12 protein-coding genes are annotated in these 12,615 nt (G+C 51.5%); 3 read left to right on the top strand and 9 right to left on the bottom strand.

Features of this window, described 5'->3' with window-relative positions:
• Window positions 1-21 precede the first annotated feature (21 nt).
• From rlmH to leuS, 7 genes are all read right to left on the bottom strand, one after another.
• Entirely contained in the window at window positions 22-489 is a 468-nt protein-coding gene (gene rlmH / locus AC6I4B_RS16415; protein ID WP_497766593.1) for a 23S rRNA (pseudouridine(1915)-N(3))-methyltransferase RlmH, read from the bottom strand.
• Between the two features lie 3 nt (window positions 490-492).
• Entirely contained in the window at window positions 493-810 is a 318-nt protein-coding gene (gene rsfS, locus AC6I4B_RS16410; RefSeq protein ID WP_497766591.1) for a ribosome silencing factor, read from the bottom strand.
• 259 nt (window positions 811-1,069) lie between these two features.
• Window positions 1,070-1,681 (bottom strand): adenosylcobalamin/alpha-ribazole phosphatase, encoded by a 612-nt coding sequence (locus AC6I4B_RS16405; RefSeq protein WP_497766590.1) that lies wholly within the window; start codon window positions 1,679-1,681, stop codon window positions 1,070-1,072.
• Between the two features lie 12 nt (window positions 1,682-1,693).
• Window positions 1,694-2,353 (bottom strand): nicotinate-nucleotide adenylyltransferase, encoded by a 660-nt coding sequence (gene nadD, locus AC6I4B_RS16400; RefSeq protein ID WP_497766588.1) that lies wholly within the window; start codon window positions 2,351-2,353, stop codon window positions 1,694-1,696.
• The gene (gene holA / locus AC6I4B_RS16395) at window positions 2,346-3,377 is read right to left on the bottom strand and encodes a DNA polymerase III subunit delta (protein ID WP_497766586.1); all 1,032 of its coding nucleotides are present in this window, start codon (window positions 3,375-3,377) and stop codon (window positions 2,346-2,348) included. Before holA ends, nadD begins: the two co-directional genes overlap by 8 nt.
• Entirely contained in the window at window positions 3,377-3,937 is a 561-nt protein-coding gene (gene lptE / locus AC6I4B_RS16390; RefSeq protein ID WP_497766584.1) for an LPS assembly lipoprotein LptE, read from the bottom strand. Before lptE ends, holA begins: the two co-directional genes overlap by 1 nt.
• A gap of 14 nt (window positions 3,938-3,951) precedes the next feature.
• Window positions 3,952-6,534 (bottom strand): leucine--tRNA ligase, encoded by a 2,583-nt coding sequence (leuS, locus tag AC6I4B_RS16385; protein ID WP_497766583.1) that lies wholly within the window; start codon window positions 6,532-6,534, stop codon window positions 3,952-3,954.
• A gap of 225 nt (window positions 6,535-6,759) precedes the next feature.
• On the opposite strand from leuS, the gene AC6I4B_RS16380 reads away from it, so the two are divergent.
• The 3 genes from AC6I4B_RS16380 (at window position 6,760) to AC6I4B_RS16370 (ending at window position 9,866) form a co-directional block, all read left to right on the top strand.
• Window positions 6,760-7,242, top strand: coding sequence for a zinc ribbon-containing protein (locus tag AC6I4B_RS16380; protein WP_497766581.1), 483 nt, complete (start codon window positions 6,760-6,762; stop codon window positions 7,240-7,242).
• A 426-nt stretch (window positions 7,243-7,668) separates the two neighbouring features.
• Window positions 7,669-8,376 carry a DUF1266 domain-containing protein gene (locus AC6I4B_RS16375; RefSeq protein WP_497766580.1) on the top strand — a complete coding sequence of 236 codons (708 nt, stop codon included), beginning with the start codon at window positions 7,669-7,671 and terminating at the stop codon, window positions 8,374-8,376.
• Window positions 8,373-9,866 carry a J domain-containing protein gene (locus AC6I4B_RS16370; RefSeq protein WP_497766578.1) on the top strand — a complete coding sequence of 498 codons (1,494 nt, stop codon included), beginning with the start codon at window positions 8,373-8,375 and terminating at the stop codon, window positions 9,864-9,866. The genes AC6I4B_RS16375 and AC6I4B_RS16370 overlap by 4 nt, the downstream gene beginning before the upstream one ends.
• 30 nt (window positions 9,867-9,896) lie before the next feature.
• Here the strand turns inward: AC6I4B_RS16370 and AC6I4B_RS16365 are convergent, their stop codons facing one another.
• On the bottom strand, window positions 9,897-11,582 hold the full coding sequence (locus tag AC6I4B_RS16365) for an Hsp70 family protein (protein WP_497766577.1): 1,686 nt from the start codon (window positions 11,580-11,582) through the stop codon (window positions 9,897-9,899).
• Window positions 11,583-11,664: 82 nt separating this feature from the next.
• Window positions 11,665-12,600 carry a pyrimidine-specific ribonucleoside hydrolase RihA gene (gene rihA / locus AC6I4B_RS16360; protein ID WP_497766575.1) on the bottom strand — a complete coding sequence of 312 codons (936 nt, stop codon included), beginning with the start codon at window positions 12,598-12,600 and terminating at the stop codon, window positions 11,665-11,667.
• Window positions 12,601-12,615: the final 15 nt, after the last annotated feature.

Genomic DNA, 12,615 nt, shown 5'->3' with positions numbered 1-12,615 from the left:
CTTAATCTACCCTGGTCATCATTACTCGCGGTGGTAAGGGTGGTTGGTGGTAATGCTCCACGCCCGATACAGGCTTTCAGCCACCAGCACACGCACAAGCGGGTGAGGGAGCGTCAATGTGGAGAGCGACCAACTTTGTTCTGCTGCGGCTTTGCATGTCGGAGAAAGACCTTCGGGGCCGCCGATCAGCAAGCTGACATCGCGCCCGTCTTGCTTCCAGCGTTCCAGCTCACGTGCAAGCTGAGGCGTATCCCAGGGTTTGCCAGGGATATCCAGCGTCACGATACGGTTTTTTCCTGCGGCGGCGAGCATCATCTCGCCTTCTTTATCCAGAATACGCTTGATGTCCGCATTTTTACCGCGTTTACCGGCGGGAATTTCCACCAGCTCAAACGGCATATCTTTCGGAAAACGGCGAAGGTATTCGGTAAATCCGGTTTGTACCCAATCCGGCATTTTGGTGCCGACGGCGACCAACTGCAACTTCACAACTTAACCCCAGAGTTTTTCCAGTTCATACAGGCGACGGCTATCTTCCTGCATGACGTGGACAATGACATCGCCTAAATCGACGACGATCCAGTCACCAATGTTTTCGCCTTCAACGCCCATCGGCAGTAAACCGGCAGCGCGAGATTCCTGAACGACGTGATCGGCGATAGACATAACGTGGCGGCTAGAAGTACCGGTGCAGATAATCATGCAATCAGTGATGCTGGATTTACCCTGAACATCAATAGTGACGATATCCTGACCTTTTAAATCATCAATTTTGTCGACAACAAAATCCTGGAGTGCTTTACCCTGCAAGTTTTCCCCCTGGGGTGTAAAGATAAACGATATGAAACAGCCTGACAGTATACCCGAACTGAAAGTATTGTCGGGACAAAAAACACCTAACAGGCGTTCTGGCGGGCTATCATCCCATTCCTTCATGTCGATTGCATCGCCATTTTTGTAAAACAATTTCTGTTTACAAAGGATAAAGGGGGATGATTCAGGCAGCGGAGAATAACAGTCTATTAACTGGTGTCAATGGCCTGGCCTTTCAGAGGCGTAGAAATCCGTTTTATCCCTGGTTTGGCTGCCAGATAGCTCGACTATTGAGCACTCGTAGGGTGACAAACTGCGGTGTGAAATCAATCACGCTCCATGCGCCGTGGTCGATGCGAAAATGCCACATGCTGGCGGTGGGCATTCCTAACAGCAGGGCGGTAAGCAGGCTGAGTACGCCCTGGTGGCTGACGATCAGCAAATTCTGATAGCGGTAGCGGGCAAGCTCGGTGGCAAAATCGGCGACGCGCTGTGAAAATGCGGGGAAACTTTCACCGTTGGTCGGCGCGGCATGTTGCCAGTCGGCACACCAGGCGGCGTAATTGTCTTTGTCTTCGACCTCTAGCTCGCGGTGATGGCGCATTTCCCAATCGCCAAAAAACATCTCATTAAGTAACGGATGGGGAGTTAGCGGGATATCGCGTTCACCAAGCAGCAGGCGCGCCGTGCGTTCGGTGCGCTCAAGTTCACTGCATAATACGTGGTCGAAGGGAACCTGACGCAGCATCTCACCCAGGCTCAGCGCCTGACGCTGGCCTTTTTCCGTCAGCGGTGTCGGCGTGTGGCCGCTGTACAGCCCTGCCACATTGGCTTCGGTTTCACCGTGGCGCACTAGCCAGATTTTCATGCTGTGCTTCCCTTATGCGCCGTGGTGGTACAGCCCTTGCTGCATGATGTATGAGAGCACCGCCTCCGGCATCATCTCCTCGCAGGATTCACCCCGCTCTAAGCGTTCGCGAATGAGCGTAGCAGAGACATCAAACCACGGTGTTTCTGCGAGATAAATTTTCCCCGCAGGCTGGTTATGCAACTCTTCGATGTCGCTGGTAAGGTGGCGATCCAGCCAGTGCTGGTGCTCTTCTTGCACCATCGTCAGCGGATAACCCGGGCGGCGAGTGACCAGCAAGTGGGCATTATTGAGGATAGTTTCGTAACGGTGCCAGCTTGGGAAGGTCAGCAATGAGTCCTGGCCGATAATAAAGGCCAGCGGTTTCTCCGGGCCTTCTTCCTGACGCCATTCTTGTAAGGTGTCTGCCGTAAAAGAGGGCGTATCGCGGCGCAGTTCGCGTTCGTCGAGCACAAACAGCGGTTTGTCGGCAATCGCCAGTTCCACCATCAGCTTACGCTGTTCACTGCTGGCTTCCGGCTGCGGACGATGCGGCGGCACGTTGTTGGGCATAATAATGACCCGCGACAGGCCAATTTGATTCGCCAGAATTTCTACCGGCTTCAGATGACCATAATGGATGGGATCGAACGTCCCGCCGAAAAGCGCCTGTAGTTTTGCCATATCATCCATCAATAAATACGTCGGCTAGCGCTTTATGACAAAGCAGCAGCGACAAACTTTCCAGCTCAGCCCAGATAGACTGGCCGTAATCTTGTTTCAGGGTGAGTTCCGCGTTGCAAAGTAGCGTCACCGCCTGGCGCAACTGCGGGCCGCTGAGACGATTCACGGCTTCACCAACCATCGCCCGGCGGTTTTGCCAGACGCGGTGCTTGTCAAACAGTGAACGTAGCGGTGTATGCGCGCTCTGGCGTTTCAGCGTCACCAATAGCAGCAGTTCACGTTGCAGCGTACGCAGCAAAATGACCGGCTCGCTGCCTTCCAGCCGTAGCTGTTGCAGAATATGCAGCGCGCGTTTGCTTTTCCCTGCCAGCAGGGCATCAACCCAGTGGTATGGGGTAAAGTGCGCGGCATCGTTAACCGCCTGTTCAACGCGAGGCAGCGTTAGCTTGCCGTCCGGCCACAGCAGCGACAGGCGTTCTAATGCCTGTGCCAATGCCAGCAGATTACCTTCATAGCAGTAACACAGCAGTTGGCTGGCGGCATCATCAAGCTGAAGGTTGTGCTGTTTGGCGCGGTTTGCCAGCCAGCGCGGCAGCTGTGCCGGTTCTGGCGTTTGGCAGCTAATTTGCACGGCACATGCAGCCAGCGCAGTTAACCACGGCGCATTTTCCTGCGCTTTGGTGAGCTTATTGCCACGCACTATCAGCAAGAGATCGTCATGCAACAGGCTGACCAGCGTTGCTAACTGTTCGTTGATAGCGGCGTTAGGGCCGTTTTCGGGTAGTAACAGCAGCAAGGTCTGACGGCTGGCGAATAGGCTCATGGCCTGACACAGTGAAAAAAGCTCGCTCCAGTCAGTGCTGGCATCAAGCGTAAAAGTATGGTGCTCGATAAAGCCTTCACCTACGGCAGCGTGCCGTATAGCGTCCTGGCTTTCCTGAAGAAAGAGGGGGTCATTACCGAGCAGGAGATACGCCGCGCGCAGCCCTTCAGAGAGCTGCGCGCGGAGTTGTTCTGGGTACAACCGAATCATCAGTTGCCCAGAGTCGTTGATACACGAGAACTTTTGGCTGGGGTTGCCGCGTTCTCTTTAACATCCGCAACATGTACGCTTGGCAGCTTACGAATCAACTGTTCAGCCGCTTTCTGGTACATTTCCAGGATGATCATGCCTTCTTCGTTATCTTTTGCCAGCGCCTTTTGCGGGTTGTCAAAGAACGAACGATACACTTTGGTGCTGATCGGGAAGATATCCTGACCCGGGATCAGTACTGTCGCATCTACCGTCATCACCATCTGGTATTCTGCGGTCTGGCCGTTCTGGAATACGGAGGCCGTATCCTTTTGAATGCCGATCGCACCGAGACGCAGGGACGGAACATCCTGGCGCAGCGTGCTCTGATCCAGCACCGTAATGTCATTACTTCTCAGTTGCTCACGCACCGCGCGGCTTAACGGGCCGTTCGGATCGCCAGACTGAAGGATCAATGTTTTCATTTCGTCCGGCACTTGCGTGGTACTACGCAGATGCCAACCGCATCCGGCGGTGACCAGCACCGCCAAAGATAACAACAATGTTGTCAGATATCGCACGCTTCCTCCCGCGCTTAGCCAACGACCAGGTTAAGCAGCTTGCCCGGTACGTAAATCACTTTACGCACGGTTACGCCTTCAAGGTATTTCGCAACCAGATGTTCCTGGCCTGCGCGTTCACGCACCTGTTCTTCGGTAGCATCAACCGCAACGGTGATTTTACCACGAACTTTACCATTGACCTGCACAACGACCAGCGTGGTGTTTTCCACCATCGCTTTTTCGTCGGCAACTGGCCACGGTGCGTTATCGATGTCGCCTTCGCCGCCCAGCTCCTGCCACAGTGTGAAACAGGCGTGTGGGGTGAACGGGTTGAGCATACGAACAACAGCCAGCAGCGCTTCTTGCATTAACGCTCTGTCCTGCTCGCTTTCCATCGGTGCTTTTGTCAGCTTGTTCATCAGCTCCATCACGGCTGCGATAGCGGTGTTGAAGGTCTGACGACGACCGATATCATCGGTCACTTTCGCGATAGTTTTGTGGACATCACGACGCAGCGCTTGTTGATCTTCACTTAAGCTTTCGACGTTCAGTGCAGCAACCGGGCCTTTAGACGTGTGTTCGTAAACCAGTTTCCAGACACGTTTCAGGAAGCGGTTAGCCCCTTCAACGCCGGATTCCTGCCACTCCAGAGTCATATCCGCTGGGGAGGCAAACATCATGAACAGACGCACGGTGTCGGCGCCGTAACGTTCAACCATCACCTGCGGGTCGATACCGTTGTTTTTGGACTTGGACATTTTGCTCATGCCGGTATACACCAGCTCATGGCCAGCCGCGTCCTTCGCTTTCACGATACGGCCTTTCTCGTCACGCTCAACGATAGCATCTACCGGAGAAACCCAGTTACGCTCGCCGTTTGCGCCAACATAGTAGAAGGCGTCTGCCAATACCATGCCCTGGCACAGCAGCTGTTTTGCTGGCTCATCAGAATTCACCAGGCCTGCATCGCGCATCAGTTTGTGGAAGAAGCGGAAGTAGAGCAGGTGCATGATGGCGTGTTCGATACCACCAATGTAGATATCTACCGGCAGCCAGTAGTTCGCCGCATCTGAATCCAGCATACCTTCTTGATACTGTGGGCAAGTGTAGCGCGCATAGTACCAGGAGGACTCCATAAAGGTGTCGAAGGTGTCGGTTTCACGCAGTGCAGGCATCCCGTTAACGGTGGTTTTTGCCCACTCTGGATCCGCTTTGATCGGGCTGGTGATGCCGTCCATGACCACATCTTCCGGCAGGATAACCGGCAGTTGATCTTCAGGGGTTGGCATAACCGTACCATCTTCCAGAGTCACCATTGGAATTGGTGCGCCCCAGTAACGCTGACGGGAAACGCCCCAGTCGCGCAGACGATAGTTGACTTTACGCTGGCCGACGCCCATAGCGACCAGTTTGTCGGCAACGGCGTTGAAGCCGGCTTCAAAGTCCAGACCGTCGAACTCGCCAGAGTTGAACAGAGTGCCTTTTTCGGTCAGTGCCTGTGCAGAGAGATCCGGTTCAGAACCATCAGCCGCCAGGATTACTGGTTTGATGTTCAGACCGTATTTAGAGGCAAACTCATAGTCGCGCTGATCGTGACCAGGAACGGCCATTACCGCGCCAGTACCGTATTCCATCAGTACGAAGTTCGCCGCCCAGACTGGAATCGCTTCGCCAGTCAGTGGGTGAATGGCTTTAAAGCCGGTATCGACGCCTTTTTTCTCCATAGTTGCCATATCGGCTTCGGCAACTTTGGTGTTACGGCATTCGTCGAGGAAATCGGCCAACGCTGGGTTGTTCGCCGCAGCCTGCTGCGCCAGCGGATGACCGGCAGCAACGGCAAGATAGGTACAACCCATGAAGGTATCTGGACGCGTGGTGTAAACGGTCAGCTTGTCAGCGTAGTCGTTAACGTCGAAGGAAATTTCTACACCTTCAGAACGCCCAATCCAGTTGCGCTGCATGGTTTTGACGGTGTCAGGCCAGTGATCGAGGTTATCCAGATCATTCAGCAGTTCGTCAGCGTAAGCGGTGATTTTAATAAACCACTGTGGGATCTCTTTACGCTCAACTTTGGTATCGCAGCGCCAGCAGCAACCGTCGATAACCTGTTCGTTCGCCAGAACGGTTTGGTCATTCGGGCACCAGTTGACCGCAGACGTTTTCTTATACACCAGGCCTTTTTTATACAGCTCGGTGAAGAATTTCTGTTCCCAGCGGTAGTATTCTGGGGTGCAGGTCGCCAGCTCGCGGCTCCAGTCATAGCCAAAGCCCAGCATTTTGAGCTGGTTTTTCATGTATTCGATGTTGTCGTACGTCCACGGAGCGGGCGCGGTGTTGTTTTTTACCGCAGCGCCTTCAGCCGGCAGACCGAACGCATCCCAACCGATCGGTTGCAGGACGTTTTTGCCCAGCATACGCTGGTAGCGGGCAATAACGTCGCCGATGGTGTAGTTACGCACGTGGCCCATGTGTAGTCGACCAGAAGGATAGGGAAGCATCGACAGGCAGTAATACTTCTCTTTGCTCTCGTCTTCGGTTACTTCAAATGTGCGCTTCTCGTCCCAGTGTTGCTGGACTTTTGATTCTATCTCTTCCGGGCGGTATTGCTCTTGCATGGCAGCCAGTGGTCCTGTTTTCAATACAGCTACTAATGTAGCCAATGGTTGTGATAATTGAGATCGGCATAGCATAGCCCAAACGCCCACGTCAAAACAGCCTTTCGCACATTAAGGCGGTGAAAAGCTCAGGGGGTAATTTATGAACTCTGTGCGAAAGCTGGCAAAGCGAAAAGGAAATAACGGCTACTATTAGAAGAGGTTAACTGGCTGGGAGAGGAAACGATGAACAAGGTTGCTCAAATTTACCGTGAACTGGTCAGCACGCTGACCGAGCGTTTACGTAACGGCGAACGTGATATCGACGCGCTGGTGGCGCAGGCGCGGGAGAAGGTAGCGCAAACCAGCGAGTTAACGCGCAACGAAATTGATGAGCTTTTACACGCGGTACGGCGTGACCTGGAAGAGTTTGCGATAAGCTATAGCGAAAGTCAGGAAGATGAGTCAGACAGCGTTTTCCTGCGGGTGATTAAAGAGAGCATCTGGCAAGAGCTGGTGGATATTACTGATAAAACCCAGTTGGAATGGCGCGAAGTCTTCCAGGATTTAAGCCACCACGGCGTATATCACAGCGGTGAAGTGGTTGGGCTGGGGAACCTGGTGTGTGAGAAATGCCATTATCATCTGGCGGTATACACGCCGGACGTACTGCCGCGTTGCCCGAAGTGTGGGCACGATCAATTCCAGCGCAGGCCATTTGAGCCGTAATACAGCAAAAACCAACGGCCCGAGATATTTCGGGCCGTTGCGGTGAGAAAAAATGATTTAAGGCATTATCAGGTTAGCAGTCATTATCGAACTAAACCCGCCAGTTGGATGAAATTCTCCAGAAGTATCCCTTTATTTATATTGCGCTGCGTATGCAGAGTACCTATAAAGGTAGGCGTGATTTTATTTCCATGTCAGATACCTAATGGTGATGGCTTTGCTGAGTATTATCTCTGCGATCACCTTTATGAATATCTCGATAGCGGCAGTCGATATACAACAAATGAGTGAAGGTTTATTTATATTTCCGTGGTGGATATTATTTATGGAGGCGGATTATATTTATTACGCGTTGTAAATATTTAGGTGTTAATAAAGAAGTGTAGATTATATATAAACAAAATGAATTATTAGGAGTTAATTGTAATGGACATGGAGTCAAAACATTTACTTTTTGCACTCTCCACCCCTATGGAGGTGCTGAATAACGGTAATGAGTCTTCGCATTCCTCGCCGGTAATGTACACCGGAATCGATCATTTTGACCTCTCTGAGTCATGGGGAATTGAGGATCGCGAGGGGTTAATTCAAACTATTTATCAAATGACAGATGATGGACATGCGACAGGGCTTGAAAGTTTATATTCCGCCTGGTTTCGTTTGACGCCATCTGAATGGCGTACATCAATTGCAACAATCAGTGAGCGAGGACAGATCTACGCGCAGTTTGTCGCTGAAACTGCAGTGTGTTGCGGTGAAGCGGGCATTAAAGCATGGGATTACGTGCGAGTCGGGTTTTTATGCCGGATGGGAGTACTTAACCAATGGTTGACGGAAGAGGAGAGCCTGTGGCTTCAGTCACGGGTCTATATCCGGGCGCACTATTTTTATAATGACTGGATGCAATATTTTGCCGCTTATTCGTTGGGGCGTCTGTACTGGCAATTCGATGCAGAAGAGGGGGGCTCCTTAATGAAGGAATATTTCACCAGGCTGAAATACGATAGCTCAGGAGCGCGGATGTTCAATGAATTAGCATCCAGCACGGAGAGCTATTATGCACAGTTACCCTGGCGGCCACTTGCCGTGCAGCCGGAGTGCCCAGAAACGCTTAAGGATGTGAGCGATTTATGAAAAGTTGTTGGGAAATTCTGGGGATTGAGCAAACCCTCAACCTTGATGCTATCCGTCAGGCTTATCTTGCTCTGTTGCCTTCATTTCACCCGGAAAGCGATCCGCAAGGTTTTCAACAGCTACGCCAGGCCTATGAACAGGCGCAGCGCGCGGCGAAAATGCCAGATGAATCTCCTGATAATATTAATAATGATGATAAAGGGGAGTCGGAGAGCGAACATGATATTTTGACCGCTTTCAAAGCACTGCTCGCGTCGGACAGTGAGCGTTTCCAGCCTTCTTGCTGGCAGAGATTTATCCAGCAATTGAATCTGTGTTCAGTGGATGAGGTCGATAAGTTACGCTGGCCGCTCTGTGCGATAGCGATGGATGCGCCAGCAGGGAGCATTTCACTTTCTTGTTTGTCATTGCTGGCTGGCCGTCTAGGTTGGCAGCCACTGGAAACCAGTGAGGATGTCGATGTCGAAATGCTGGAAGGATTTCTGGATGCCATAAAACGTGGCGATGTTTTCGATTTTCAGTGCGTGGCGAAATGGCCTGTTGCTGTTCAAGAGCAAACCATTCTCTATTTTTTCGAGCTTGAGCGTCTTTGGCATTTTCATCCCGAATATCTTATGGATGCTTTACAGATGCAGGGGACTTGGCTTATCCCAGATTATGCACCGTTACAGCGTAAATTACTGCGCTGGTATAGCTCGCTGCATTGGGGGATAGCGGAGTGGGTTGACGTTGCCCGCCAATGGCGGAAGGCGGAACCTGATAGCGAGGACGCGTACTATTATTTCTGCGCACAGCGCGTTTTTTGTGGGGAAGGAGAGAGCCTGTTACCGGAGCTTTGTGATTTCTGGCAGCAGTACCCTTCAACGCAGGCGGATGAATTGTTGCTGCGCTGGAGCCGAGAGCATCGGCCAGATTTTTTCCCATTACTGGTGATGGTGATTGAAGCGCGCTGTCTGGTGGATACCAACGGCGACGCGATGAAATATATCCCCGGGGAGAGCGCCCGTACGCGTTTACTGTGGGCTGAGATTTTGCAAAGTGGTCGGCTATCACCGCTGGGGCAATCTTTTGTGGAGTCGTTGTTCTACAAACGGAAAGCGATGTCGTGGTCATCAACAAGGCTGAAGGAGAAGGGCGAGCCGGAAACACCATTGCTCGATCTTTATCGAACTGCAGAGCAAGTCGTACTCGAAGCATTTCCAAAACAAAAAGCGTTCTATCGCTTGCTGTTACGCCTGGACTCCGGCGATGGCTGCCCGTTGGAAGCATTGATAACCCAGACATTATTAACCCGAATCCCCCTTAAACCGGGTGACATTCGAGAAAAAGAGGAGCTTGCGGAGGAACTCAAAGAAGCTGAAACCGCTCCGCCTAAAGTGAAAGAATCTTCTAATCGTGCCCCGACGGGCAAAGCGATGAAGATAATGAAAATCATCGCTTTCATTGCATTAATTGTCTGCGCATTCAACCGGTTTTTTCATTTCTTCTAACGGCCATATCCCGATGACCGGTCGCGCCTGTTATGGCGCTTCCGGTTCTTCAATACCAAGATACTTACGGGCGAAATGACGAGCTTCATCAACGCGTTCTTGATCATTGGAGGACAGCGCGGCATCGAAGTCAGTAATGATATTGCCAAGCATTTCACGCTCATCCCCCAATGCTCGCGACCACAGCTCTTCCAGTTGCGCCTTAAATGTCCTGTTAACCAGTAAGTCACGGGGATAAATTTTCAGCGCTAATAGCCGTGCACGGCTGGTTTCAAGCTGCTGTGGTGTTAGTTCGGTCGAATTGTGATTGATAACTCTCGATTCGATTTTGCCATCTTCCAGCAGAACATCGACCTCTAACAGACCGTTAATGTCGTAGCTAAAACGGATATCAACCGACTGGAGTTGCCCGTTAGGTTTTAGGGCGATATGAAAAGAATCGACCAGTACGTTATTTTTCACCTTGTGGCTTTCACCCTGATACACCTTGATGAAGATAGAATCCTGGTCTGAATACATCGTGGAATAGGTTTCCACTTTCGATACTGGAACCGTGGTATTACGCTCAATAATCGGTGAGAAGATCCCAGGTACACCTTGCTGGCACACTTCGACTCCCAAAGAATAAGGGCACACATCTGTCAGGATCACTTCTTCAATATCTTTGCTGCGTAATCGGCAGGCCCCCTGAATGGCGGCGCCAAGCGCGACAATAGTACTTGGGTCATAGCTTTTATATGGCAATTTACCGAACAGACGTACGGCGATACGCTGCACTAATGGCATCTGTGATGCGCCGCCTACCAGTACCAGGCTGTCGATTTGGCTGGGTTTCAGACGGGCATCTCTTAACGCTTGTTCAATCGGTACGCGCAGGCGATTGAGCAAAGGCAGCCATAGCGCTTCCAACTCATCTTCATAAAATTCACATGTTGTTGGGCTGCTACCATAAATGGAACACCATGATAGTGTTAAAGGAATATCACCGCTGCATTTTGCTGTTTCAGCAAGAGCGTATAATTCGGCCAGTGCGGCCTCTGGTAGTGTCGATTTGTCGAGTTTCCATTGCTTCAGCGCTTCCTCGACTAGCATATGAGTAAAGTCTTCGCCGCCCAAATAGTTGTCACCCGCCGAGGCGTGGACTTCGATAATGGGAGTGGCATATTCCAGCACCGTCACGTCAAAGGTTCCGCCACCAAGATCGAAAACCAGCGAGCGGGTGTTTTGCTGCGAGTGCAGGCCATAAGCCATGGCTGCCGCCGTTGGCTCATTGATTAACCGCACCGCGTTCAGCCCCGCGAGCTCGGCGGCAAGACGGGTATGTTTACGTTGTTCATCGCTGAAATAGGCTGGAACGGAAATAACCACATCTTTTATCTGGCAATGGAGATATTCTTCCGCATCCTCTTTTAATGAACGTAATACTAACGATGATAATTCTGGGGCATTAAACGACTCATCACCGAGCGTCCAGCTCATATTACTGCCCATCGAACGTTTAAATAAGGCAGCGGTTTTATCGGGGTGGGAGATTCGCCGGGATTTGGCCGGTTTGCCGACCAAAATATGTTTATTCTCATCAATACTAATTATAGATGGCGTTAAATAATCACCAAATTTATTAGGTATTAGTTCAGCCTGACCTGATCTCCAGACTGCAATTAAACTATTGGTGGTGCCAAGATCAATACCGATCGCGAGCTCTGCATTATCCATTGCATTTCTATCTAATAGGGAATGAGCGGGTAGATTAAGGTCACCACAATAAATAGGTGGTGATCTTAATCAATGTATTTCGTTAAGCGTAAAACTTCAGCCGTTCTGCCAGTAAATCAACAAATCCCTGGCGATCGATATCGACCATTACCGTGGCATTCGGTTTATTACCGGTCAGGAAATAATAATCCACCACCGTCATACCCTGAGTGTATTTCCCCTGCGTTTCAACGCCGACCCAGCGCTCAATGGTGGTAAACAGCTCTGGTTTTAGCAGCCAGGCGATGGTGCAAGGGTCGTGCAACGGTGCGCCGACAAAGCCCCATTTCTCGTCTTTATGGTATTCGAGAAAGAAATCCAACAATTCAGCGACGATAGTCGAAATCGGGTTGCCGATAGCGCGGAAGCGCTCGGTATCTTCGCGATGAATCTGCGCTTTGTGCGTCACATCCAGGCCTGCCATCACCACTGGTATACCGGACTGGAAGACGATTTCCGCCGCTTCCGGGTCAACATAAATATTGAACTCGGCGGCAGGCGTCCAGTTACCGAGTGTCATGGCGCCGCCCATAATCACGATGCGTGCAATTTTTGTATGCAGCTCTGGGTGGCTGTTAAGCAGCAGGGCAACGTTAGTTTGCGGCCCGGTGGAGACAATCGTCACCGGCTCGTGGCTTTCGCGCAGCGTTTTAGCCATCAACTCTACGGCGGTGCAATTCAGTGGTGCGAACGAAGGCTCTGGCAGCGCGGGGCCGTCGAGGCCGCTTTCGCCGTGCACGTTGTCGGCAATAATCAGCTCACGCATCAGGGGTTTAACCGCGCCGCCTGCGACTGGGATATCCGGGCGCTTTAGCAAGGTAAGCATTCGCAATACATTACGCAGCGTTTTTTCTGGCGTCTGGTTGCCAGCAGAGGAGGTAATGGCTTTTACATCCAGTTCGGGGGAGGCGAGGGCGAGAACAATGGCGATCGCGTCGTCATGACCCGGATCGCAATCAAGAATGATCGGCAGTGCCATAGCAATTCCTTGTTT

It is taken from the genome of Kluyvera fluvialis (assembly GCF_059725275.1).
This window is presented reverse-complemented; position numbering and strand designations above follow the sequence as displayed.

Coding starts and splice junctions, on each gene's coding strand:
- AC6I4B_RS16370 (WP_497766578.1), top strand. CDS start 8,373: ATGAAAAGTTGTTGGGAAATTCTGGGGATTGAGCAAACCCTCAACCTT.
- rihA (WP_497766575.1), bottom strand. CDS start 12,600: ATGGCACTGCCGATCATTCTTGATTGCGATCCGGGTCATGACGACGCG.
- AC6I4B_RS16405 (WP_497766590.1), bottom strand. CDS start 1,681: ATGAAAATCTGGCTAGTGCGCCACGGTGAAACCGAAGCCAATGTGGCA.
- AC6I4B_RS16365 (WP_497766577.1), bottom strand. CDS start 11,582: ATGGATAATGCAGAGCTCGCGATCGGTATTGATCTTGGCACCACCAAT.
- holA (WP_497766586.1), bottom strand. CDS start 3,377: ATGATTCGGTTGTACCCAGAACAACTCCGCGCGCAGCTCTCTGAAGGG.
- AC6I4B_RS16375 (WP_497766580.1), top strand. CDS start 7,669: ATGGACATGGAGTCAAAACATTTACTTTTTGCACTCTCCACCCCTATG.
- AC6I4B_RS16380 (WP_497766581.1), top strand. CDS start 6,760: ATGAACAAGGTTGCTCAAATTTACCGTGAACTGGTCAGCACGCTGACC.
- leuS (WP_497766583.1), bottom strand. CDS start 6,534: ATGCAAGAGCAATACCGCCCGGAAGAGATAGAATCAAAAGTCCAGCAA.
- nadD (WP_497766588.1), bottom strand. CDS start 2,353: ATGGATGATATGGCAAAACTACAGGCGCTTTTCGGCGGGACGTTCGAT.